General features: G+C 71.1%; 17 protein-coding genes. 7 read left to right on the top strand and 10 right to left on the bottom strand.

Going from position 1 to position 22,879, the window contains the following annotated elements:
* Positions 1-70: 70 nt before the first annotated feature.
* Entirely contained in the window at positions 71-1,498 is a 1,428-nt protein-coding gene (dacB, locus tag AB0H43_RS02200) for a D-alanyl-D-alanine carboxypeptidase/D-alanyl-D-alanine-endopeptidase (protein ID WP_359995066.1), read from the bottom strand.
* A gap of 712 nt (positions 1,499-2,210) precedes the next feature.
* Here dacB and AB0H43_RS02195 point away from each other — a divergent pair.
* The 3 genes from AB0H43_RS02195 to tilS all read left to right on the top strand — a co-directional run bounded on the left by AB0H43_RS02195 (position 2,211) and on the right by tilS (position 4,898).
* Positions 2,211-2,699 carry an inorganic diphosphatase gene (locus AB0H43_RS02195; RefSeq protein ID WP_359995063.1) on the top strand — a complete coding sequence of 163 codons (489 nt, stop codon included), beginning with the start codon at positions 2,211-2,213 and terminating at the stop codon, positions 2,697-2,699.
* Between the two features lie 172 nt (positions 2,700-2,871).
* Positions 2,872-3,921: a zinc-dependent metalloprotease gene (locus tag AB0H43_RS02190; RefSeq protein WP_359995061.1), complete on the top strand. Its 1,050-nt coding sequence runs from the start codon at positions 2,872-2,874 to the stop codon at positions 3,919-3,921.
* Positions 3,918-4,898 (top strand): tRNA lysidine(34) synthetase TilS, encoded by a 981-nt coding sequence (gene tilS, locus AB0H43_RS02185; RefSeq protein WP_359995058.1) that lies wholly within the window; start codon positions 3,918-3,920, stop codon positions 4,896-4,898. Before AB0H43_RS02190 ends, tilS begins: the two co-directional genes overlap by 4 nt.
* Positions 4,899-4,903: 5 nt before the next feature.
* Here the strand turns inward: tilS and eccCa are convergent, their stop codons facing one another.
* Positions 4,904-8,899, bottom strand: a complete 3,996-nt coding sequence (gene eccCa, locus AB0H43_RS02180; protein ID WP_359995055.1) for a type VII secretion protein EccCa — start codon at positions 8,897-8,899, stop codon at positions 4,904-4,906.
* A 149-nt stretch (positions 8,900-9,048) separates the two neighbouring features.
* Between eccCa and eccD the strand changes: the two genes are divergently transcribed.
* Together eccD and mycP are read left to right on the top strand one after the other, a co-directional pair.
* Positions 9,049-10,491: a type VII secretion integral membrane protein EccD gene (gene eccD, locus AB0H43_RS02175; RefSeq protein ID WP_359995052.1), complete on the top strand. Its 1,443-nt coding sequence runs from the start codon at positions 9,049-9,051 to the stop codon at positions 10,489-10,491.
* Positions 10,492-10,651: 160 nt separating this feature from the next.
* Positions 10,652-11,791: a type VII secretion-associated serine protease mycosin gene (gene mycP / locus AB0H43_RS02170; RefSeq protein WP_359995752.1), complete on the top strand. Its 1,140-nt coding sequence runs from the start codon at positions 10,652-10,654 to the stop codon at positions 11,789-11,791.
* Positions 11,792-11,873: 82 nt separating this feature from the next.
* Here mycP and AB0H43_RS02165 read toward each other — a convergent pair whose 3' ends face one another.
* From AB0H43_RS02165 to AB0H43_RS02140, 6 genes are all read right to left on the bottom strand, one after another.
* Complete coding sequence (locus tag AB0H43_RS02165; protein WP_359995050.1) at positions 11,874-13,055, bottom strand: MarP family serine protease; 1,182 nt, start codon at positions 13,053-13,055, stop codon at positions 11,874-11,876.
* A 4-nt stretch (positions 13,056-13,059) separates the two neighbouring features.
* The gene (locus AB0H43_RS02160) at positions 13,060-13,695 is read right to left on the bottom strand and encodes a CoA pyrophosphatase (protein ID WP_359995046.1); all 636 of its coding nucleotides are present in this window, start codon (positions 13,693-13,695) and stop codon (positions 13,060-13,062) included.
* Positions 13,692-14,258 carry a TlpA disulfide reductase family protein gene (locus AB0H43_RS02155; RefSeq protein WP_359995044.1) on the bottom strand — a complete coding sequence of 189 codons (567 nt, stop codon included), beginning with the start codon at positions 14,256-14,258 and terminating at the stop codon, positions 13,692-13,694. Before AB0H43_RS02155 ends, AB0H43_RS02160 begins: the two co-directional genes overlap by 4 nt.
* Positions 14,255-15,052 carry an endonuclease III gene (gene nth / locus AB0H43_RS02150; protein ID WP_359995041.1) on the bottom strand — a complete coding sequence of 266 codons (798 nt, stop codon included), beginning with the start codon at positions 15,050-15,052 and terminating at the stop codon, positions 14,255-14,257. Before nth ends, AB0H43_RS02155 begins: the two co-directional genes overlap by 4 nt.
* A 19-nt stretch (positions 15,053-15,071) precedes the next feature.
* Positions 15,072-16,244, bottom strand: a complete 1,173-nt coding sequence (locus AB0H43_RS02145) for a CapA family protein (protein WP_359995038.1) — start codon at positions 16,242-16,244, stop codon at positions 15,072-15,074.
* Positions 16,245-16,319: 75 nt separating this feature from the next.
* Positions 16,320-16,976, bottom strand: coding sequence for an adenosylcobinamide amidohydrolase (locus tag AB0H43_RS02140; RefSeq protein ID WP_359995035.1), 657 nt, complete (start codon positions 16,974-16,976; stop codon positions 16,320-16,322).
* Between the two features lie 156 nt (positions 16,977-17,132).
* Between AB0H43_RS02140 and AB0H43_RS02135 the strand changes: the two genes are divergently transcribed.
* Positions 17,133-17,810 carry a Crp/Fnr family transcriptional regulator gene (locus AB0H43_RS02135; RefSeq protein ID WP_253759510.1) on the top strand — a complete coding sequence of 226 codons (678 nt, stop codon included), beginning with the start codon at positions 17,133-17,135 and terminating at the stop codon, positions 17,808-17,810.
* Positions 17,811-17,990: 180 nt separating this feature from the next.
* Positions 17,991-18,914, top strand: coding sequence for a chaplin family protein (locus AB0H43_RS02130; protein WP_359995031.1), 924 nt, complete (start codon positions 17,991-17,993; stop codon positions 18,912-18,914).
* Between the two features lie 260 nt (positions 18,915-19,174).
* Here AB0H43_RS02130 and AB0H43_RS02125 read toward each other — a convergent pair whose 3' ends face one another.
* Complete coding sequence (locus tag AB0H43_RS02125) at positions 19,175-21,193, bottom strand: biotin carboxylase N-terminal domain-containing protein (RefSeq protein ID WP_359995028.1); 2,019 nt, start codon at positions 21,191-21,193, stop codon at positions 19,175-19,177.
* Positions 21,190-22,710 carry a carboxyl transferase domain-containing protein gene (locus AB0H43_RS02120; protein WP_359995026.1) on the bottom strand — a complete coding sequence of 507 codons (1,521 nt, stop codon included), beginning with the start codon at positions 22,708-22,710 and terminating at the stop codon, positions 21,190-21,192. Before AB0H43_RS02120 ends, AB0H43_RS02125 begins: the two co-directional genes overlap by 4 nt.
* Positions 22,711-22,879: the final 169 nt, after the last annotated feature.

Here is a 22,879-nt window from a genome sequence, read left to right as displayed (position 1 = left end):
CAGGGTTCCAGGTCGAATCTTGGGTCAAGATTCGACCGAGAACCCTGATCCAGCGGACAGCGATGGGGAATCAGAGGGCGGCGAGGGCGTTCGTCATCGCGTCGAGCCGCTCCCGCGCGGTGTCGGTCCCGGTGGGGACGGCGTCGGCGAGGATCGAGAAGGCGAGCAGCCGTCCGTCTTTGGTGACCACGATCCCGGCGATGGCGGCCACGCCGGTGAGCGTTCCGGTCTTCGCGCGGACGAGGCCGGCTCCGGGCTCCGGACTGCCGGCGGTCGTGGTGTTCCGATCGGACAACGTCCCGGACCAGCCGCCCACGGGGAGCCCGGCGAACAGCGACCGCAGCTGCGGGTGCTGGTCCCCGGCGGCCTGGGCGAGCAGGGCCGTCTGCATGGCGGGCGGCTGCCGGTCCAGCCGGGACAGTCCCGAGCCGTCCTTGATCACGACGCCGGTGGTCGGCACGCCCAACTCGGTCAGGACCTGCTTGATCGCCGTGCCGGCCCCGGCGAAGCTGCCGGGCTGCCCCTTGGCCAGCGCGACCTGCCGGGCCAGCGCCTCGGCCACCACGTTGTCGCTCTCCCCGAGCATGATCTCGACGAGGTTCTCGATCCGGGGTGATTGGACCGAACCGAGCTGCTGCGCCCCCGCGGACGCGGTCCCCGGCGTCACCGCCGACGCGGGGACGCCGAGCAGCTTCGCGAAGGCGAGCGCGGCGGCCTTGTCCGGCTGGGCCGACCGGGCCTGACCGGCGTGCAGGTCGTCGACGTTCTTCGGGCGCTTCGGGCTCGTCCGCGCGCCGTCGATCGCCAGGGCGGTCGCCCGAGCGCCGTAGGGGCCGACGGCGGCGTCGTCGTCCCAGCCCTCGGCGATGGAGGATCCGGAGTAGAGCGACGTGTCGTAAATGAGCTTCGTCGGCGACTTCCCGCCCAGCGCCGCCTTCACCTGCGCGGCGAGCTGGTCGAGGCGGCCGGCGCCGGGGTAGTAGCCGGTCGCGCCGGCGGTCAGCGTCGGGTCTCCTCCGCCGACCAGCACGACCTCGCCGTCGTTCGCACCGGCCACCACCGTGGTCGTCATCCGGTAGTCCGGTCCCCGGGTCGCGAGCACGGCGGCGGCGGTCGCCATCTTCGTGGTCGACGCCGGGACGGCCGGATGCGAGGAACCGGCGTCGTAGAGGCTTTGCCCGGTCGCCACGTCCACTACCGAGACGCTGACCGACGGACCCAGGTCGGTGTGCGTACGCAGGTCTTCGAGGGCCGCCTTGACCTGCTCGGACGTGGGTGCGGTGCCGGTCGCCGCGGACAGGACTCCGGCCGCGCTCGCCACGGGATCGGGCGTCCACGTGTTGGCGGGCGTCGTTTGCCCCAGCAGTTCGCGTACGCGGTCGGGCGCGAACGCGACCGCGCCGCCGGCCGCGGCCAGCACGAGGATCAGCACGGTCGCCAGCGAAATCCACAGGCCACGGCGGCTCTTCCGCCGCTCGGGCTCCGCCGGAGACGGCACGGGCCCCGACGGTGGCGGCTGGACGCCCGACGGCGGCATTCCCGGCGGCACGGCACCCGGCGGCACAGCACCCGACGACGCCATTCCGGGCGGCGCTGAACCCGGCGGCACCATCCCCGGCGGCACGGCACCCGGCGAAGCCATTCCGCGCGGCACGGCACCCTGCGGAGGCATTCCCGGCGAAGCCATTCCGCGCGGCACCATTCCGGGTGGCGGCATTCCCGGCCGCTCAGCACCGGGCGGCTGGGCACCGGGCGCGGGCGGCGCCCAGGGCGAGGGGGCGGCCGTCGCCGGTCCGGGCGGCGGAACCGAGGCCGACCCCGTTGCCCGCGCCGGACGGTCGGCGTTGGGCGTACCAGTGGATGTGCTGGAGCCGTAGACCGTGCCGGACGATCGGGCCGGGGGCCGCGCGGACGCCTGTGGAGAGTTTTGCGAAGCCTGTGGATAACGTCCGGTTTGTGGCGTGGCGGCCTGTGGATAAGCTTGTGGATAGTCGGCCGGGGCCTGTGGATAATCCGGTGGATAACCGGGTTCTGGCTGGTCAGCCACTGGTTCCGGTCCGTTTCCGGGCCAACCGGCCGCCCACGGCGACTCGTCGCCGTAGTGTGAACCTTGCCTCCCCACGGGCCCTCCCGGTGAGCTTTCCGATCGACCTACGCGACACTATCGAGCAGAAGCCAGAGTCGGCGAGAAAACGTGTCAGGAGCGTGAGATGGATTTCGACGTCACGGTTGAGATCCCCAAGGGGCAGCGCAACAAGTACGAGGTCGACCACGAGACGGGCCGAATCCGGCTTGACCGCACACTCTTCACCTCCACGCAATACCCGGCCGATTACGGCTTCATCGAGAACACCCTCGGCGAGGACGGCGACCCGCTGGACGCGCTCGTCCTGGTCCAGGAGCCGACGTTCCCCGGGTGCCTGATCCGCTGCCGCGCGATCGGCATGTTCCGGATGCGCGACGAGAAGGGCGGCGACGACAAGGTTCTCTGCGTCCCGGCCGACGACCCGCGCCTGGAGCACCTGCGCGACATCCACCATGTCGCCGAGTTCGACCGGCTGGAGATCCAGCACTTCTTCGAGGTCTACAAGGACCTGGAGCCCGGCAAGAGCGTCGAGGGCGCCACCTGGGTGGGCCGCACCGAGGCCGAGGCCGAGATCGTCGAGTCGTTCAAGCGGGCGAAGGAAACCTCGCACTAATCGGGCTTTCTTGAACGCTCGATCAGGGTTCCAGATCGAATCTCGCCGGGGAGCCTCTTGGGCGAGCCGCCAGGAGTGCAGCCAGTCAAGATTCGACCAAGATCCCTGATCCGCCGCATTTAGCGGCGTCCACCGCCGTGGGAAGCGGCCACGACCGGGTAGCGTCGAACGCATGGCGGATTTCGTCGACTGGGACCTGGCCGCGTCCACTGCCGCGACCCTGGGCCCGACCGGGCCGAAGGTGACGAGGGCCGAGGCGGCCGAGGTCGTCCGGCAGCTGCGCGAGCTGACCGGGGAGGCGGCCGGGCACGTCGCCGAGTTCACCGGGCTCGTCCCCCAGGTCGACGTCCCGCCGGTGCGGGTGGTCGACCGCCGGGACTGGGCGGCGGTCAACGTCTCGGGGATGCGGCAGGTCATCGGCCCGCTGGCGGCGCGGCTCTCGAAACGGTCGCAGACCGCCGGGACGGGCGCGATGGAGATGGTCGGGGCGAAGCTCACCGCAGTGCAGGCGGGGACCGTCCTGGCGTACCTGTCCGGGCGGGTGCTCGGGCAGTACGAGGTGTTCTCCGGCGGACCTGGTCAGCTGCTGCTCGTCGCGCCGAACATCGTCGCCGTCGAACGCAAGCTCGGCGCCGAACCGCGCGACTTCCGGCTCTGGGTCTGCCTGCACGAAGTCACCCACCGCACGCAGTTCACCGCCGTCCCCTGGCTGCGTGGGCACTTCCTCCGCGAGGTCAAGGCGTTCGTCGACGCGGCCGACACCGACCCGGCCGCGCTGCTCGGCCGCTTACGGCGAGCGGTGTCGGCGGCCGCGGACGCCGTCCGTGACAAGGGCGGCCAGACCAGTGTGCTGGACGTCGTGCAGACTCCGGGGCAGCGAGCGGTGATGGACCGTCTCACGGCGTTGATGACCCTGGTCGAGGGGCACGCCGAGGTCGTCATGGACGGCGTCGGCCCGCGCGTCATCCCGTCCGTCGACGCGATCCGCGCCCGGTTCGACCGCCGCCGCGCCACCGCCAACCCCGTCGAATCGGTCATCCGGCGGCTGCTCGGGGTCGACGCCAAGCTCCGGCAATACGCCGAGGGCCGCAAGTTCGTCCAGAGCGTCATCGACCGCGCCGGGATGGCCGGCTTCAACAAGGTGTGGGCCGCGCCGGAGAACCTGCCCACGCTGGCCGACCTGGCCGATCCCGACGCGTGGGTCGCCCGGGTCGCCCCTTGACCGGTCCGCCTCCGGCTGTCGCGCAGACGCGTACCGCGGTGCGGCGCGCGCTCGGGCCCGGCAATGACCGGCTCGTGCTCGTCGCCTGCTCCGGTGGGGCCGACTCGCTCGCGCTCGCGGCCGCCGCGGCGTTCGCCGGCCCGCGTACCGGCTGGCGGGTCGGCCTGGTCACCGTGGACCACAAGCTCCAAGCCGGGTCCGCCGACCGCGCGGCCGCCGTCGCCGCCTGGGCTACGGCCGCCGGGCTCGCTCCCGTGCTGATCGCCCCGGTCACCATCGACCCGGCCGATCCGGTCGGTCCCGAGGCCGCCGCCCGCCACGCCCGCTACGAGGCACTCCTTCAGCAAGCCGAGGAGTACGCCGCCGCAGCGCTCCTCCTGGGTCACACGCTGGACGACCAAGCCGAGACGGTGCTGCTGGCCCTGGCTCGGGGCGCCGGTCCCCGGGGACTGGCCGGGATGCCCGCCCGCCGGGAGGTCGACGGCGTGGCACTGCTCCGGCCGATGCTGGGCGTCCGGCGTACGACGCTTCGGGAAGCGTGTGCGGCACAGGGGCTCACGCCGTGGGAGGACCCGCACAACTCCGACGCCCGGTACGCCCGGGCGCGCGTACGCTCCAGCGCCCTGCCCGCACTGGTGGCGGCATTGGGGCCGGGCGTCGTCGGCAACCTGGCTCAGACGGCCGCTCAGCTCGCCGTGGACGCGTCCTACCTGGACGGCTTGGCGGCTTCGGCGTACGAGGGGTGCCGTCGCGACAGCGGGCTCAGCGTCGACGCCCTGCGGGCGCTGCCGGAGGCCTTACGAAGTCGCGTACTGCACACGTGGGCGCTCGAACTCGGCGCGCCCTCCGCCGCCCTCGGCCACCGGCACGTCGCCGCCCTGGACGCGCTCGTCACCGACTGGCACGGGCAAGGAGCGACCGCCCTGCCCGGTGGCATCGAAGTGCACCGGGCGGGCGGTCGGCTACAGGTCCGATAAGGCCCTTATGCACCAGGCAGGTTGGCCACCTGGATGAGGCGTACGCCTTGCTTGCGCGACAGGAGCCGGCCACGGCCGGGGACCATCCGCTCGAACCGGATGTCCGCCAGCGGCGAGGTCTCCCCCTTGTCGCCGGACATGAGCAGGCCGGGGCTGCCGACCCGCCGCATGATCTGGAACAGCGGCTGGTAGGACAGACCGCTCGCGCCCGTCGAGTTCCGCGCGATGATCAGGTGCAGACCGACGTCGCGAGCGATCTCGAGGTAGGGCACCAGCGGATCGAGCGGGTTGCCCGCCCCGGAGGCGACCATCTCGTAGTCGTCGATGAGGACGAAGCACTCCGGCCGGCCTTCCAGCCACGGCCGGTCGCGTAGCTGCTGCGGCGTCACGTCGGCCGGCGGCTTGCGCTGATCCATGTAGCCGGCGACGGCCTGCAGATACTGCGTGCTCTGCTCGAAGTTGGTCGTGTAGCCGAGCAGATGGTCGCCCTGGATCGCACCGAGCAAGCTGCGGCGGTGGTCGACGATCAGCAGCTTCGCCTCGTCCGGGGTGAACCGCTTGGTGATCGTCGTCGCCAGCGCCCGCATGAACGTCGACTTGCCGCACTCGCTCTCGCCGAAGACCAGGAAGTGCTGGTCGTCGCGGAAGTTGAGCGAGATCGGGGTGAGGTCCTCGGACAGGCCGATCGGGATGTGCAGCGGGTCGCCGCCGGTGAGCGGCAGACGGTCGTAGCCGTAGACCGGCGGCAGCATCCGCACGCGCGGCGCGGGCTGGCCCTTCCAGTGCTGGGCGACGTGCTTGCTCACCGCGGTCTGATCGGTGCCCAGCGAGGTCAGCTCGGGCCGGAGGGTCAGGTAGTACAGGCCCTCGTTGGTCGCGCCGTGGCCCGGCGCGTTCTTCACGTTCTGCGCCGCCTTGCGGACCTTGCCGATCGAGTCGGACGGGTCGCCCAGCCGCATCTCGATCTTGGTGCCGAACTGGTCCTGGATGGCCGCGCGGAAGTCGCGCCAGCGCAGCGAGCTGGCGATGATGTGGACGCCATAGGACAGACCCCGGGTCGCCAGGTCGGTGATGACCGGCTCCAGGTCGTCGTAGCTCTCCCGCAGCGTCGCCCAGCCGTCGATGACCAGGAACACGTCCCCGAACGGGTCGTTGACCTCGCCGGACGCCCGCCGCTTGCGGTAGTTGTTCATCGAGTCCACGCCCAGCTCGGCGAACCGCGCCTCCCGCTCGGCGAGCAGCATCGCGACCTCGCTGACCGTCCGGCGCACCTGGGCGGTGTCGAGCCGGCCCGCGACGCCACCGACGTGCGGCATCTCGCGGAGGGCCGCGAGCGTGCCACCACCGAAGTCGAGGCAGTAGAACTGCGCCTCGGCCGGGGTGTGGGTCAGCGCCAGACCGCTGATGATCGTCCGCAGCAGGCTGGACTTACCGCTCTGGGTCGCCCCCGCGATCGCCACGTGCCCGGCCGCGCCGGACAGGTTGATCCACTGCGTGTCCCGGCGCTGCTGCGCGGGGCGGTCGACCCAGGCGATCGGGACCGTCAACGCACCGTGCAGTTCGGCGTTGGCCGTCGTCAGGCCGCGCTCCGGATGGATCGCGATCTTGCCGAAGCCCTCCTCCAGCGTATCGGAGACCTCCAGCGGCGGCAGCCACACCTGGTGGGCCGGCGGACCCTTGCCCGCCAACCGGCCGACGATGACGTCCATCAGGCTCTCGCCGGGCTTGACGTCCCAGTTGACCTCGGGCTCGGCCGAGGCCGGCTTCTTCGGCAGCGGCACGAAGTGCGTTCCGAAGTTGTGGATGTCGATGTCCGTACGCCGCCCGCCGACCCGGGTCGGCGACGAGCCCGCCTTCTTGTAGGAGCCGGAGACGTACGCCGCCTTGAACCGCACCAGCGGCTCGGTGCCGAACTTCATGTAGCCGTGGCCGGGCGCTCGGGGCAGGTCGTATGCGTCGGGCACACCGAGGACCGTGCGGGACTCCATCGCCGAGAACGTCCGCAGACCGAGCCGGTAGGACAGGTGCGTGTCGAGACCACGCAACCGGCCCTCCTCCAGCCGCTGGCTGGCCAGCAGCAGGTGGACGCCCAGCGACCGGCCGACTCGTCCGATCTGGACGAAGATGTCGATGAAGTCGGGCTTGGCGGTCAGCAGCTCGGAGAACTCGTCCGCCACGATGAGCAGCGACGGGAGCGGTGCGAGCGCCTTGCCCTGCGACCGGGCCTTGTTGTAGTCCTTCAGGTTCGCGAAGTTGCCCGCCGCGCGCAGGAGTTCCTGACGGCGGACGACCTCGCCGTTGATGGCGTCGCCCATGCGGTCGACGAGCAGCGCCTCGCCCTCGAGGTTGGTGATGACCGCGCTGGTGTGCGGCAACACGTCCATCGAGGCGAAGGTCGCGCCACCCTTGTAGTCGACGAGGACGAAGTTGAGCTCCTCCGAGGAGTGGGTCAGCGCCAGCGCGAGCACCAGCGTTCGCAGCACCTCGGACTTACCGGAACCGGTCGCGCCGATCAGCAGACCGTGCGGGCCCATGCCGTCCTGCGCCGACTCCTTGATGTCCAGTTCGACCGGCTGGCCGTCGACGCCGACACCGATCGGCACCCGCAGCTTGTCCCGATCGGCTCGGGGCCGCCAGGTCTGCGAGACCTCGAAGGTCTCCGGGTCGGGGATACCGAGCAGCTCGGCCAGGCCCTGGTCGCCGGAGAGCGGGGCGTCGGCCGACTTGGTCGCGGCGGACAGCCGCAGCGGGGCGAGCCGCCGGGCGATCGCCTCGGCCTCGGCGTAGGTGAGACCGTCGGCGAAGCCGACGTCGGCCGACCCGTCGGCGGTGTAGATCTCCAGCTGCCGGGTGTCCTGCTGCATCTCCAGCGTCAGGGTGGTCCGGTCGAGCAGACGGGGCGGCTGGCCGTCGAGGTCCAGCACGGTGACGCCCGCGATGCCGCCGTCGGCCGCGAGGTGCTGCGAACCGGTGAGGTCCGCGCCGTCGAGGACGACCACGACGTAGGGACCGGACGCGCCGCCGCCGAAGCGGGGACGGTTGCCGATGATGTCGGAGAGCATCTCCTCCAACGCCACCGCGGTCGGGGCCACCATGCGGACCGGACCGAGAGCGTCCACCTTGGAGGGATGCGCGCTGTGCGGCAGCCACTTCACCCAGTCCCACCGGTCCCGGCGATGCGCCGGAGCACACACGGCGATCAGGAGGTCGTCGGGAGCGTGGAAGGTGGCGAGCTGGCTGAGGACGGCGCGGACGAGGCTGTGCGTCTCGGTGCCGTCACGGTGGTCGGCCTCGGGCTGCGTGGGCCGGCCGTAGCCGAAAGTGTTGGTAGGTGGGGCCTCGGACCGGACGAAGACCCGGGCGAAAGCGGGCAGCGACACGGCGACCGGCAGATCCGGCACCACCGAGTACGCGTCCAGGAACCGGCGCAGGGCGCCGGCCGTCATCGGCTCCAGCTCCTCCAGCGGCCGGGTCACCGGCGGGACCAGCGGAGTCGCGAGCGACTGCGGTCCGATGCCGATGCGGGTGACTCCGTAGTCGGGATCGGTCGGACGCCGTTCCCAGAGCCGATGAGAGTCGACTGTGGACCACAACCGCTGCGGATCGGGATGCCGGTAGAACAAACCCGTACGCTGCTTGGCCACGGTCTCGCGAACCTTGGTCCGCATGGTGGCCAGGTGCCGCAGGTATTCCCGCCGGGCGGCCATCATCTCGGCCTTCTTCGGGCCACCGCCGCCCTGGCTGAGGTTCATGGCCATCATGCCGATCATGGACAGGCCCATCATGCCGCCCATGACGTAACCCATCTTGCCGTTCTGCCCGTTGCCCATCATGTAGGCCGACGGCAGCATCGCTCCAAGCATCGGCAGCGCCATCATGGCTTGCTGCCAGCGGGCCCCACTGGCCTGCGGAATCTCCGGCGGAGCCTCGATGACCAGCTCACCGCTGGGAATCTCCGGAGCGGGCCTACGCGGGCCCCGCTTCACGACGATCGTTCCCATACCGGCGGCCCTCCTCCCCATGACGCGCGCTCAGCGCCGCCCATGCTAGGCGATGCCACCGACCGGACGCACCCCGCCTAACGGAGCCCGGTCTCACTGCGGTCTATGCGGGGTGACGCTGGGGGGCGATTCGTGATACACGTACTCCAGTGAGCATCCCCTCCGCCGCGCTCGGGCTCGCGCGCGTCACCATCAACACCCCGCATCGCCGGGTGGATGTGGCGTTGCCGGAGCAGATCGCGATCGCCGAACTCTTGCCCGAACTCCTCCAGCACGCCGGCGAGGGCTTCGCCGACGAAGGTGAGCGGCACGGCGGTTGGGTCCTGCGCCGCGCCGACGGCACCTCGCTGGCCGGTGACCGCAGCCTCCACCAGCAGAACGTGCGCGACGGCCAGGTGCTGCACCTGGTTCCGGCCCGCGCGGACTGGCCGGAACTCGAATACGACGACGTCGTCGAGGCCATCGCCGAAGGCGCTCGCCGCCGCGGCGCGGGCTGGTCGCCGACCAGCACCCGGACGGCCACCGTGGTCGGCGCAGGCGTGCTGCTCGCGGGCGGCGTACTCGCCATCCTCCAGGGCGGACCGGGCTGGCAGCCCGGCGGCTGGCTCGGCCTCGCCGCCGCGGTGCTGCTGTTGTTCGCGGGCGTCGTCGCCTCGCGCGCCTACGGTGACGCCCGGGTCGGCGCGGTGCTCGGCGGATTCAGCCTGCCCTACGCCTTCGCCGGTGGCGCGCTCGTCCTCGGCGGCGACTCGCTCTCCGGCACGATCGGCCTGGTCCCCTGGCTCGGCCAGGCCCAGCTGCTCCTCGGCGCGATGTGCGTACTGCTCTTCTCGGCGCTCGGCGGAGCGGGTGTCGGCGGCCGGGTCCGGGTGTTCACCGCCGGCGTCACCTTCGGCCTCCTCACCGGGCTGACCAGCCTGCTCAGCTTCGTCGACCCGGCGGGCGCGGCGGCGATCCTCCTCGCGCTGCTGGTCTGCGGCATCGGCCTGGTGCCGGTGCTCGCGATCCGGTTCGGCAAGGTGCCGGTCCCCTCGGTCACCCTCCCGACCGGCCAAGGCGCCAAGGAGATCTATTCGGCGGGCTCGTCGCCCTCGCTGGAGGCCGCACGCCGCCTGCCCGACCGTCAGCGGGTCTTCTCGGCCGTCTCCCGATCCGAGGAGCTGCTCTCCGGAATGCTCATCGGGTACGCCGTCCTCACCGTCGGCGCGACCGCGGTCCTCGTGACCGGCGGCGGGCTGGCGGGCAAGGTGCTGACCGGCGTCGCCTGCGTCGCGCTGCTGCTGCGGTCCCGGCTGTTCGTCAGCCCGCGCCAGCGTGTCCCGCTCCTCGTCGCCGGGCTGACCGGGGTGACCGTGCTGCTGGTCGGCATGGTCTTCGGCGCGGACAGCAGCACCCGGGCGCTGATCGCGGTCGGCTCGGTCGCGATCGCACTGATCGTCGTGGTCGCCGGGCAGGCCTGGTCCACCAAGCCGCCGTCGCCCTACATCGGGCGCATCGCCGACCTCTTCGAGATGCTGATCGTGGTCTCGGTCATCCCGGCCGCGCTCTGGGTGCTCGACGTCTTCGACAAGATTCAAGCCATCGCCGGGTGATTGTCACGCCTTGATGCGTGCGCTCATCGATCAAAGCCGGTAGGTTTCACGCATTGTGAGACGCCCGACGGCTGAACGCAGCGCCGGATCGCAGAAGACCGCGACGGCGCTGCTTCGTGTGGGCGCGGGACTGCTGCTGGGCGTGGCCGCCGGCCTGCCGATGACGCCGGTGCCGGGCGCGATCGCCGCCGACGGCCGAGGCGCCGGATACGCCGCCGACAAAGTACGCGGAGAGCAGTGGCAGCTGAGTCAACTGCACGCCCAGCAAGCCTGGCGGTGGTCGACCGGCAGCGGCGTTACCGTCGCCGTCATCGACTCCGGTGTGGACGGTCGCCATCCCGACCTGGCCGGGCAGGTGCTCCCCGGCACCGATTTCGTCCGCCCCGGCGGCGACGGCCAGACCGACGCGGTCGGGCACGGGACCACCGTCGCCGGGTTGATCGCCGGGCGCTCCGACGACTCGTCCGGCGTACTGGGGTTGGCGCCCGGCGCGAAGATCCTCCCGGTCCGAGTGCTCGACGCGAAGAACGAATACGACGACGCCCGGATCGTGGCCAACGCCGTACGCTGGTCGGTCGACCACGGCGCCGCCGTGATCAATCTCTCGTTGGGCGGGTCGGTGAGCAGCCCCGAACTGGCCGACGCCCTCGACTACGCCTTCGAGAAGGACGTCGTGGTCGTCGCCTGCACCGGCAACGAAGCTCCGCCCAACCCGGACGACGTCTGGTATCCGGCGCGGGAACCCGGCGTACTGGCGGTGACCGGGCTCGGTCACGGCGACGGCCGGACGCTGTGGGCCGGTGCCCTGACCGGACCTGCGACGGTTCTCGCCGCTCCCGGCGCCGACCTGGTCGGCGCCCGGCCGGGCGGCTATTGGACGGTGGAGGGCACCAGCTTCGCCGCGCCGCTGGTGAGCGCGACGGCGGCGCTGATCCGGTCGAAGTGGCCGGAGATGTCGGCCGCCAACGTCGTGAACCGTCTCATCGCGACCGCCGACGACCTCGGCCCGCTCGGTCGGGACGCCACCTATGGATTCGGCGCGGTCGATCCGGTGGCCGCGTTGACGCTGACCGTGCCGGGCGTGCCCGCCAATCCGCTCGACACCGTCCCGCCGCCGGGCAAGGCCCGCTTCGGCAAGGCCGGAACCACCGCGACGGCATCGCCGGCCGCGAGCGTCGCCCGGGCGGAACCCGAGCGGGCGGCCGGTCATCGGCCGCTTCTCTCGGTGCTGCCCGCCGGGATCGCGGTCGTCCTCGTGCTCGTCGGTGGAGCGGCCGCGACGCTGCGCCGCTTCACCTGATCGTCAGCTGGAGATCAGGGATACGCAGCCTTCCCGGGCGCGAGAAGCATGCGTAACCGTGATCTGCCGCCCGGGGATCCGGTCAGGCGCAGGTCTGCGTACCCACTCCGGTCGTCTTCGTCGCGCCCGCGGCCGCCACGGGAGTCGCCTCCTCGGCGGTGACCGCGAAACCGGTGTTCTTGTCGTCGGCGGCAGCGGCGAAGATGACCCCCAGGACGCGGCCGTTCGGGCTGATCAGCGGGCCACCGGAGTTGCCGCTGCGGACCAGCGCCCGGATCGTGTAGACCTCGCGAGTCACCTTCTGGTCGTCGTAGATGTCCGGGCCGGTGATGTCACCGACGTCGCGTACGCGAGCCGGCTGGGCGTTGTACGGCCCGTCCAGTGGGTAGCCCAGCACGATGGCGTCGGCCCCGGTGTCCACCTCGTCATCGGCCAAGCGCAGCGCCGGAGCGTCGAACCCGGGGACGTAGAGCACCGCCAGGTCGCGTTCCGGGTCGTAGACCACCACGCGCGCGGAATGCCGGTCGCCGTCCTCGTCCTTGATGGCCACCGCCGTCGTGCCCGCGACGACGTGGGCGTTGGTCAGGACGTGCTCCGGGGCGTACACGAAGCCGGAGCCTTCGATTCGCCGGGAGCAGCTCGGCGCACTGCCCAGCACCTTCACGACCGACTTGTGGGAGTTGACCACCACCTGCGACTTGGCCAGCGCGCTGTCCGGCTCGGGCACCGGGCGTACGCGGGTCGGCACGAGATCGCCGAAGACGTCCGGGAAACCGTTGGTGTCGATGGTCTCCTGCAGGGCCTGGGTCAGCTTCGAGGCGTCACTCGGCATGATCTTGTCGATCCCGCTGAGGACCACGCTGTTGCGGACGGAACTCGACAGCCAGTCCGAGTCGGACTTGCCCAGCGGAATGGCGACCAGCCACGCGACGATCGCGACCGCGACCACCGAGACGACGGCCCCGCCGAGGTCGTCCACGGTCTGGAAACTGCTGTTGGTGATCCCGCCGCGAAGTTTCGACCCGAGCCAGCCGGTCGCCGCCTGCCCCAGAATGGCCAGGCCGAACACGGCGATCAGGGCGACGACGATGCGGATCGTGGGCGAGGCGAAGTGCTCGGCCAGCAACGGGCCGATCTGCAGGCCGATGAGCGCGCCGACGAAGAACCCCGCGAACGAGAGAACTCCGATGAGGAAGCCCTGCCGGTATCCGGAGATCGCAAAAATGATCATCAGGACGATCAGCACGACATCGACCACGGACATCCGCCTAGCCTACGGGGAGATTCTCAACGCGAGATGTGTCCCAAGGCCGGCTCCACCCACCCAGATCCAGCAGAACGGTGAGGATTCCGGCGGTGAAACCCCAGACGAGCAGGCCGCCGACGGAGAACGCCGGTCCGATGTATCCGCTCGAATGCCGGATGCGCAGGCGATTGGCGGGATCAGCCAAGTCGGCGATCGGTAGCCGCGCCACCCGCTCGACCTCGGCCGGCTCGACCGCGTACACCGGGTGCGGGGAGTGCCACCAGGCCAGGACCGGCGTGACGACGAAGTCGCTGACGGAGATCCAGATCGGCGGCAGTTCGCTCAGCACGGTGACGCTCGTGGGGTCGAGGCCGACCTCCTCGTTCGCCTCCCGCAACGCGGTCTGCTGCGGTCCACCGTCGCCCGGGTCGGCCGCCCCGCCGGGGAAGGCCGGCTGCCCGGCGTGATTGCGCATCGTGGCCGCTCGCTGGAGCAGCAGCACGTCGGGCCCGTGCGTCTCGGATTCGGCGAACAGGACCAGGACCGCCGCTTCGCGCCCGCCGTGCTCCGGCAACGGCCAGCGGCTGAAGTCGGTTGAGCGGGCCTCGGCGACCCGCTCCTGCAAACCCTTGAGCCACTCCGGAATCCGCGCCGTCACACCTTCACCCCGAGGTACCGGTCCACCAGCTCGGTCAGCTTCGCCTCGTCGAGCGCCGCGCCCTGATACGCATACGCGATCTGCCCGTCCTTGACGAAGAGGGTCGCGGGCAGCCCGTTGGACTTGAGGTGCTCCTGCTGGACGAGTGTGGTCAGCAACCGTCCCCGCTCGTCGAAGAGGGTCGGGAAGGTGACGTGCAGCTCTTCGGCCAGCGCGGCCGAACTATCCCGTTTGTCCGTCGTGACCACGCCGATCACCGTCGGCGCGTTCTTCTTCCCGGCAAGGCTGGTGAATGCGGGTAGCTCGCGGGTGCAAGGGATGCACCACGACGCCCACAGATTGACCACCACGCCGCCCTTGAGCTGTGAGAACCGCACGGACTGCCCGCCGCGGAAGCAGGGCAGCGTGACATCGGGCAGCCCGGCCGAGACGGTGTCGGCCGAGAGCGTGGCGCACTCCGCGAACGGTCCGTCGACCGGCGGTGCGGCATCCTTGGGATCGTCGCTGCCGCAGCCGGTGAGCAGCAGCGCACCGGCCAGCACCGTGACCGCCCAGCGCCTCACGCGGCCCCCTTGACCACACCGGCGGCCCCCGCGACGGGCAGCTCCTCGTCGACGAGCGCGGCCAGCTCGGCGACCCGGGGACCCTTCAACAGCTTGACGGCCTCGGCCCGGTTCGTCGGGCCCAATCCGTAGGACGGGCACATCGGCGCGAGCGTGCACGCCCCGCAGGCGGGCTTACGGGAATGGCACACGCGACGCCCATGGAAGATCACCCGATGCGAGAGCATCGTCCAGTCTCGACGCTCGATCAACGCGCCGACCGCGTGCTCGATCTTCACCGGATCGGTCTCGTCGGTCCACTGCCAGCGCCCCACGAGCCGCCCGAAGTGGGTGTCGACGGTGATCCCCGGTACGCCGAACGCGTTGCCGAGGATGACGTTGGCCGTCTTACGCCCGATGCCCGGCAGCTCGACGAGCTGGGCCAGCTTGGCCGGGACCTCGCCGTGGTACTTCTCGGTCAACGCGGTGCCCAGCTTGATCAGGGAGTCCGTCTTGTTCCGGAAGAAGCCGGTCGGCTTGATCATCGTCTCGAGCTCGGTCCGGTCGGCCGCCGCGTAATCGGCCGCCGTCGGGTAGCGCGCGAACAGCTTCGGCGTGACCTGGTTGACCCGCTCGTCGGTGCACTGCGCCGAGAGGATCGTCGCGACCGCCAACTCCAGCGGGGTCGTGAAGTCGAGTTCACAGTGCGCGTCGGGATGGATCACCGCCAGCTCGCGGGCCATCTTCCGGGCGCGGCGTTTGCGGGCCAGCTCGGTCTCGGTCACGGCGTCGAGCGTACGTCGCCGCCCTGACATCCGCCCCGGCACGCCCCGGTCAGGCGGCCGGTGGCGTGATCTTGCCGGACGACTCGATCTTCGGCCCGGTCGTCGGGAAGTCCGACTTCGTGAGGTTCCGGATGGCCGTCGCCCCGCGCTTCTGCGCATCCGGCCCGGGTACGCCGACGCTGTTCATGATCGCCGAGTCGAACTGGCCGCCGACCCAGGTGCCGTCCTTGGTGAGCTGCACCTTGAGCACGCCGGTGTAGCCCAGGACACCGTCCGGCTTCAGCGTGCGGCCACCTCCGAGGAAGTTGCCCAGGCTGTACGCGATCAGCCGGCCCTTGTAGAACTCCATCGCGCGCAGCACATGCGGTCCGTGGCCGACGATGAGGTCGGCGCCGGCGTCGATCATGGCGTGGGAGAAGGCGATCGGATTGCCCCGGTTCTCCCCGAGGAACATCTCGGTGCCCGGCTTCACATGCGTGTACGCCGTCCCCTCGGCGCCCATGTGCACCTGCACGACGACGAGGTCGGCCTGCTGATCGGCCTGCTGGATCAGCTGCTTGGCCTTCGAGATGTTGATCAGGCTGTTGTTCCAGGCGTACGAGGAGAAGCCGACGACGGCGACCTTGATGCCCTTGACGTCCACGACGGTGATCTCGCCCGGCGCGCCGGTGTGCTTGAGGCCGACCGCCTCGAGGGACTTCTGGGTGTTCGTGTACCCCTTCGCCCCCATGTCGTTGCCGTGGTTGTTGGCCATGTTCATGAGCTGGTAGCCGGCGTTCTTGAGGTGCTTGGCCCAGCTCGGCGGCACGTAGAACTGGTGGCAGCTCGTCGAGTCCGCGCCGCACTTGCGGTAGCCGGTGTCCTCGGTGACCGGCTCCTCCAGGTTGCCCATCACCAGGTCGCCCTTGAGCAGCGGCTTGACCTTGGTGTAGAGGTCGTTGCCGCCGTTGGGCGGCATGTTGCCAGGCCCGCCCATGACGTTGTCGCCGGTCGCCGTGAGCGTGATCGCCTCGGCGACGGCCGCCGCGGTCTGGCTCGGCGAGGGATCGGCGGCGTTGCTCGACGCGGCGGCCGCGGGCGAGCCGCCGTTCCACTGCGGCTTCCGAGTGGCGTTGAACGCGCCGTACGCAGCACTGGCCGCGCCCACCAGGACGACCGCGACGGCTAGGCCGAGGATCAATCGGGGGCGAGGACTGCGGGAGGTCTGTCGAGGGGCGGACATCGCGCACAGACTACCCGGCGGGCAAGGGCTCCGCCGACCCCCGACAACGGCCCGACCGGGTCGCCGAAAGGTTGATCAGACCCGATCCGACCAGCCGACCGGGTCGCCCCGGAAATCTCGGCCGCCACGAAGAATCGCCTGGTGAACAGCGCGGGCCAGCGGCGCACCCCAGCGCGACCGAGGGCCGCCGTAAGGTTCGACCGGCCCGGAATCGGACGCCACGACACACACCGCGTCGGTCGCGGTCCCCGTGGCGGCGTACCCGAGTTCGAAAAGCGCCTGAGCCTTCGCCTCCGTGACGGTGGCGACGGCATTGACCAGCGCGGCCTCACTGAGCCGCGCGGGCAGGAAGGCGACGACGTTGACCGTGCCGACGAGCTCGCCGAGGTCTTCCGCGGGCGCCGCGGCGAGGACCGGGCGGCCGAGGCCGACGGTGGCGAAGACCTCGACCCCGTCGTCGGCCGTGGTGACGACCCGCTCGACGTCGACCCCGGTCATGAGCCCCACGCCCGGTCCGGAAAGGCCGAGATCTCCCGCGATGTCGGTCAGGTGAACGCCCGGATCATCGCGGTCGTACGACATCGGAACAGTGGCGTTCATCACCCAATGGCGCTCGCCGATGCCGCCGCCGAGGGGACCTGTGGAGATTGTCGGGATTGCGGCCGGCAACCGCCAGACCAGCAGCGGTGCCAAAAGCCCGCCCTCTTCGCGAAAGACCAGCTCAGGACGCACCGCACGACACTACTCTGGAGCTAACAGCGATCTTTTGGGTACCCGTCCGGTTCTCGTCGCGTTGCGCCTAGACTGACGTTGCGCGTTTGTTGCGTGGCTGCCGCAGGCAGCGCATAAGCAGGCAAGCGCAGAAGCGCACAGGTGGAGGTGTGGCGCATGGATGAGGTGCTGGCCCGCAGCGGGATCTTCCAGGGTGTCGATCCCGAGGCCGCGGAGGCTCTCGCCCGTGAGATCGAGACCATCGAGGTTCGCAAGGGCGAGGTCGTCTTCAACGAGGGCGAGCCGGGCGACAGCCTCTACATCGTGCTGTCCGGGAAGATCAAGCTGGGTCGCCGCGCCGCGGACGGCCGCCAGAACCTGATCGCCGTGATGGGCCCGTCCGACATGATGGGCGAGCTGTCGCTGTTCGACCCCGGCCCGCGGACCGCCACGGCCACCGCCGTCACCGATTCCCGGCTGGCCCGGCTGCGCAAGGCCGCCCTGCGGCCCTGGCTGACCAACCGGCCGGAGATCGCCGAGCAGCTGCTGCGCGTTCTCGCCCGGCGCCTTCGCCGCACCAACGACGCGCTCGCCGACCTCATCTTCACCGACGTTCCCGGCCGGGTCGCGAAGAACCTGCTGCAGATGGCCGGGCGCTTCGGCACCCGCGACGGCGGCGTCCTGCGGGTCACCCACGACCTCACCCAGGAGGAGCTGGCCCAGCTGGTCGGCGCGTCGCGGGAGACCGTCAACAAGGCGCTCGCCGACTTCGCCTCGCGTGGATGGCTGCGGCTCGACGGCAAGAGCGTGATCATCCTCGACCCCGAGCGGCTCGCGCGCCGCGCACGCGTCTGAGGATTCCTCGGGTACGCAGCCTGCATACCGCATAATTCGGACATAGCCGGGTTTTTTAACGGAAGAACCCGGCATTTCCTGTGTCGCTCATCCGACACAGCAGCGTCAGTCGCCCGAATGGCCTCGTTTCTCGAATCGTCCAACCGCTACACCCGACGATTCGAGAGAAGGTCCCTCGCGATGAAGACGTGGGTTCGACGCTCACTCAACGCCGGCGCCCTGACGGCCGGCGCACTGCTGGCCACCGGCACCGCCGCTCACGCCGACGCCACGTTGGTCAGCAGCGACAACGTTGGCATCCTCAACGGCACTCAGGTCCTGCTGCCCGTCCAGGCACCGATCGACGTCTGCGGCAACGCCGTCGCCGTCGGCGGCGTTGCCGGCGCCGGCTGCGTCGGCGGCTCGGCCGCCATGCTCTCCCCCGAGTGGGGTTGGGCGCACTACCAGGCCAAGTCCGGCCCCAACATCGGGATCGGCAACGGCACCCAGGTCATCGCCCCCATCCAGATCCCGGTCGACGTCTGCGGCAACGCCGTCGCGGTCCTCGGCCAGGCGTACGCCGGATGTGAGGGAGGCGCCTCGGCCACGATCACCGGCAAGTCCAAGCCGGGCGGCCACTACACCAAGGAGTCCACCGAGGCCGGCGTCCTGCCGACCGAGGGCCTCGTCGACGGGCTGCCCGTCGTGGGCAACCTGCTCGGTGGCCTCACCGGCGGCTCGACCGGCCTCCCGGTCGTCGGCGACCTGCTGCGCGGCTCCGGCCCGGCGGCCAACCTGCTGGGCGGTTCCGGCCCGGCGGCCGGCCTGCTCGGCGGCCAGCCCGCCACGGAGGTGCTGGAGAGCACCGGCGGCCCGACCGAGGGCAAGGGCAAGCCCTACCCGTGCGGCTGCCCCAGCGGGCACGACGACCACGGCCACGGCGGCCCGGGCGGGCACGGTGGCCACGGCGGCCCGACGCTCATCAGCACCGACAACATCGGGATCCTGAACGGCACCCAGGTGTACGCCCCGATCCAGATCCCGGTGAACATCAGCGGGAACGCCATCGGCGTCCTCGGCTCCGCGACGGCGTGGAGCGTCGGCGGGTCCTCCGCCCGCCAGTAACCCGAACGGCCGGTCTGCCGGAGGTTTCAAGCGGCAGACACTGCAACGTCACTCCGGTGGACAGACCGGCAGACCGGCAGCACCGCCCTTTCGCCCGAGCCGCCGACCAGTGGGGATCACCATCCAGTCCCCGCCGGTCGGCGGCTCCTTCGCGTCGGCTCGCCGATCATGCCGCCACGGAGTCGATCAGGGTGCTACGGACACGACACACCGGTCGATCACGACCGTAAGTTCATGATCGCGCGGAAAGGGAGGGAGGTTTAGGGGGTGAGGACGGCGAGGACGGTGCCGGTGTCCACCTGCGACCCAGCGCTCACCGGCAAAGCGGTGACGATGCCGGCCGCGGGCGCGTGGACCGGATGTTCCAGCTTCATGGCCTCGACCGTCATCAGCAGCTCGCCGATGTCGACCCGTTGCCCCGGCACGACCAGTACGCGGCCGACCGCGCCCGGCAGCGGTGCGGTCAGCGCCCCTTCGGCGAGTTCCGAGCGCGGCACGGGGAAGCGCGGTAGCTCGGTCAACGCGAGTGAGCCTTCGACGCTGTCGACGTACGTCACGGCACCTACGCGGTGGAGATGGACGGCGAGCAGGATGCCGATGACGTCGAGGACGACCAGCGTCGGGGTCGCCGACACCACCGCCACGGGCGGATGGTCGTCGGAGAGCCCCGGTTGGCCCAGCGGGACCAGTTCGAGGTCTTCCGGGTCGACCGCGCGTACCCACCATTGGGCCAGCGCCCCCGTACGCGAGAAGCGGTAGCCGACCTCGACCGGCCCTGCCGGGCCCTCGTAGACGGCGGTCTGGGCGGCGGTGGGGACGTTGCGCCAGCCCGACGGGATGCTGGCCTGCCAGGTCGCGCCGTTCCGGCGGTCGGCGGCGGCGCCCAGCGCGGCGGCCAGACAGGACAGGCGTACAGCGTCCACGCTGGACAGCAGTGGGGCGAGCACTTCGGGATGCCGGTCGAGCATCGAGGTGTCGGTCTGCCCGGCCAGGAAGGTCGGGTGGCGCAGCGTACGCACCAGCAGGTCCCGGTTGGTGACCACGCCGTGGATCCGCGCCCGGGCCAGGGTGGCGGCGAGCAGCCGGGCGGCCTCTGGCCGGGTCGGCGCCCACGCCACCACTTTGGCGAGCAGCGAGTCGTAGTGCACCCCGATGACGGAGCCCGGCTCGACGCCGCTGTCCAGCCGGATGCCGGGTGCGGTGAGGATGCCGAAGCGCCCGGCGACCCCGGGGATCTCCAGCCGATGGATCTCGCCGGTGGCGGGCAGGTGGTTGGCGGCCGGATCCTCGGCGCACAGCCGGGCCTCGATCGCGTGGCCGCGCAGGGGCGGCGGGGTGAGCACCGGCAGCGGACCACCCTCGGCCACCACGATCTGCATACGCACGAGGTCGACGCCGGTCACGCACTCGGTGACGGCGTGCTCCACCTGCAACCGGGTGCTCATTTCGAGGAAGTAGAAGTCGCCGGTCGGGGTGAGCAGGAACTCCACGGTGCCGACGCCGACGTAGCCGACCGCCTGGGCGGCCGCGATCGCCGCCCGGCAGAGGTGCTCCCGCAGCTCGGGGGTCACCACGGGCGACGGGGTCTCCTCGATGACCTTCTGGTGGCGCCGCTGGATCGAGCACTCCCGCTCGCCCAGGGTCACGATGCCGCCGTGCTGGTCGGCCAGGATCTGCACCTCGATGTGCCGCGCGCCCTCGATGTACTTCTCGCAGAAGACGTCGCCGTCGCCGAATGCGCCGAACGCCTCCCGGCGCGCTGACGAGACGGCCTCGGCCAGGACGGCCGGCTCGCGTACGATCCGCATCCCCCGGCCGCCGCCGCCGGTGGACGCCTTCACCAGCACCGGGAACTCGTCGACCTGCTCGGGGTCGGTCCAGCTGGGCAGGGTCGGCACGTCGGCCTCGGCGAGCAGCGCCTTGGCGTCGACCTTGTCGCCCATCACCTCGATGACCTTGGCGGGCGGGCCGATCCAGAGCAGTCCGGCCTCGGCGACCGCCTCGGCGAAGTCCGGGTTCTCGGCGAGGAAGCCGTACCCGGGATGGATCGCGTCGGCCAGCGTCTTGCGGGCGGCCGCGATGATCAGGTCGCCGCGCAGGTAGGTGGCACTGGGCGCGGCTCCCGGCAGGTGGACGGCGTAGTCGGCCTCGGCGACATAGGGGGCGTTCGCGTCCGGATCGGAGTAGACGGCGACCGTCTCGATCCCGATGGTCCGGCAGGTGGCGAAGATGCGCCGCGCGACCTCGCCGCGGTTGGCGACGAGCAACCGCCTGATCATGCTCCCCCCAAAGTGGACATGGCCCCGATCGGGGGCAGGACCGACAGGCAGATGCCGAGCACCGTACGGGTGTCGCGGGGGTCGATGACGCCGTCGTCGTGCAGCAGACCGGACTGGTGCAACGCGGTGGTGTGCGGGAGGTCGGGCGTACCTGGGCCGGTCTCGTCGACCGCCGTGCGGTGCGCGGCGACCGCCTCCCACTGATCCGGCGGCAGCACGGCGGCCCGCGAGTTCGGCCAGCTGAAAAGGAAACGGGGACGCATCGACCGGCCGCCGAGGACCTGCCCGGCCGAGCCGTGCGCACCCCCGACGGCGATGGTGATCATCGGAACCGGACAGGTCGCGATGGTCTGCACGAGGGAGGCCGCGTGCACCGAGATGCCGCCGCCCTCCTGGGCCACGCCGAGGCCGAACCCGCTGGTGTTGGGCAGGAACACGAGCGGCACCCGGGCCGCCGCCGCGAGCTGCACGAACCGGGCCGCCTTGGCGACCTCGTCCACGCCCAGCAGCGGACCGGCGCTCGCGATGACGCCGATCCGGTGCCCGTGCACCGACCCGAAGCCGGTCCGCAGCGCCTCGCCGAACAGCGGCGCGACCTCGTCGAACTCGCTCGCGTCCAGCACTCGGGCCAAGATCTCCCGGGGATCGAACGCCTCGTCGCCGCGGGCCACCGCCAGCAGATCCTCGGCGTCGTGCCGGGGCGGTATCACCCGCCGCCGCGGCTCGGTCACCTCCGGGCACAACCGGTCGACGGCGAGGCGTACCAGGCGCAGCGCGTCCCGCTCGTCCTCCGCCAACTGGTGCGCCATCCCGGTCCGGGTCGCGTGCAGGGTCGAGCCGCCGAGCGCCTCGTCGTCGACGGACTCCCCGGTCGCCGCGCGTACCAGGTGGGGACCGGCCAGATGCACGCGCGCCTGTCCGCGTACCAAAATGGTCTGATCGGCGATCGCGGGCAGGGTCACGCCGCTGACCACGCCGAACACCGCGCAGATCGCGGGCACTCCGGCCGCGCGGAGCAAGGCCTGGTCGCGCAGCGAGGCCCCGCCGGCGAGCAGGAGCTCGCCGCCACCCGCCGGGTCCGGTCCGTCGCTCTCCACGAGGCTCACCAGCGGCAGGCGGTTGGCCAGGGCGATCTCCGCGGCCCGCGCCAACTTCCGCAAGGTGTACGCGTTGAGCGAGCCCCCGTGCACGGTGGGATCGCTGGCCGTCAGTACGCAGGGCCGCCCGGCGACCACCGCGAGCCCGGTGACCACGCCCGCGCCGGGCGGCTGACCGGTGCCGTAGCCCGCCAGGGTGGACAGTTCGAGGAAGGCGCTGTCCCGGTCGGCCAGCAGTTCGATGCGTTCCCGGGGCAGCAGTTTGCCCCGGGCGTGGTGCCGGGTGACGTGCTTCTCCCCGCCGCCCTCGATCGCCTGGGCGAAGGCCGTCTCGACCTCGCCGAGCGCGGCCGTCATCAGCCCACGGTTGTCCAGATAAGACGGTGTGCGGGGGTCCAGGCTGGTCTCAAGAATCGCCATGTCCGCCCCAAGTCCATCTTCTCCACCGCAGTCGACAACACGACAACGAGTGGTTCTTGAAGACCGGTACGCACGATTGGCGTGTTGTGCCCGACTGGCGCGTTAAGCGGTGTCCAGCCCGAACAGTCGGGCCAGCGACCAGCGACGGGGCACCGCCTCGGTCGGCTCG

This window comes from Hamadaea sp. NPDC050747, assembly GCF_040654195.1.
GTDB lineage: Bacteria > Actinomycetota > Actinomycetes > Mycobacteriales > Micromonosporaceae > Hamadaea.
The sequence above is the reverse complement of the archived record's forward strand: the minus strand, read 5'-3'. Positions and strand labels throughout refer to the sequence as shown.

Bases quoted from the DNA above. Each gene is read 5' to 3' on its own strand.
- AB0H43_RS02195 (WP_359995063.1), top strand. From the start codon at position 2,211: ATGGATTTCGACGTCACGGTTGAGATCCCCAAGGGGCAGCGCAACAAG.
- AB0H43_RS02190 (WP_359995061.1), top strand. From the start codon at position 2,872: ATGGCGGATTTCGTCGACTGGGACCTGGCCGCGTCCACTGCCGCGACC.
- eccCa (WP_359995055.1), bottom strand. From the start codon at position 8,899: ATGGGAACGATCGTCGTGAAGCGGGGCCCGCGTAGGCCCGCTCCGGAG.
- mycP (WP_359995752.1), top strand. From the start codon at position 10,652: ATGACGCCGGTGCCGGGCGCGATCGCCGCCGACGGCCGAGGCGCCGGA.
- AB0H43_RS02165 (WP_359995050.1), bottom strand. From the start codon at position 13,055: ATGTCCGTGGTCGATGTCGTGCTGATCGTCCTGATGATCATTTTTGCG.
- nth (WP_359995041.1), bottom strand. From the start codon at position 15,052: ATGTCAGGGCGGCGACGTACGCTCGACGCCGTGACCGAGACCGAGCTG.
- AB0H43_RS02145 (WP_359995038.1), bottom strand. From the start codon at position 16,244: ATGTCCGCCCCTCGACAGACCTCCCGCAGTCCTCGCCCCCGATTGATC.
- AB0H43_RS02135 (WP_253759510.1), top strand. From the start codon at position 17,133: ATGGATGAGGTGCTGGCCCGCAGCGGGATCTTCCAGGGTGTCGATCCC.
- AB0H43_RS02130 (WP_359995031.1), top strand. From the start codon at position 17,991: ATGAAGACGTGGGTTCGACGCTCACTCAACGCCGGCGCCCTGACGGCC.
- AB0H43_RS02125 (WP_359995028.1), bottom strand. From the start codon at position 21,193: ATGATCAGGCGGTTGCTCGTCGCCAACCGCGGCGAGGTCGCGCGGCGC.
- AB0H43_RS02120 (WP_359995026.1), bottom strand. From the start codon at position 22,710: ATGGCGATTCTTGAGACCAGCCTGGACCCCCGCACACCGTCTTATCTG.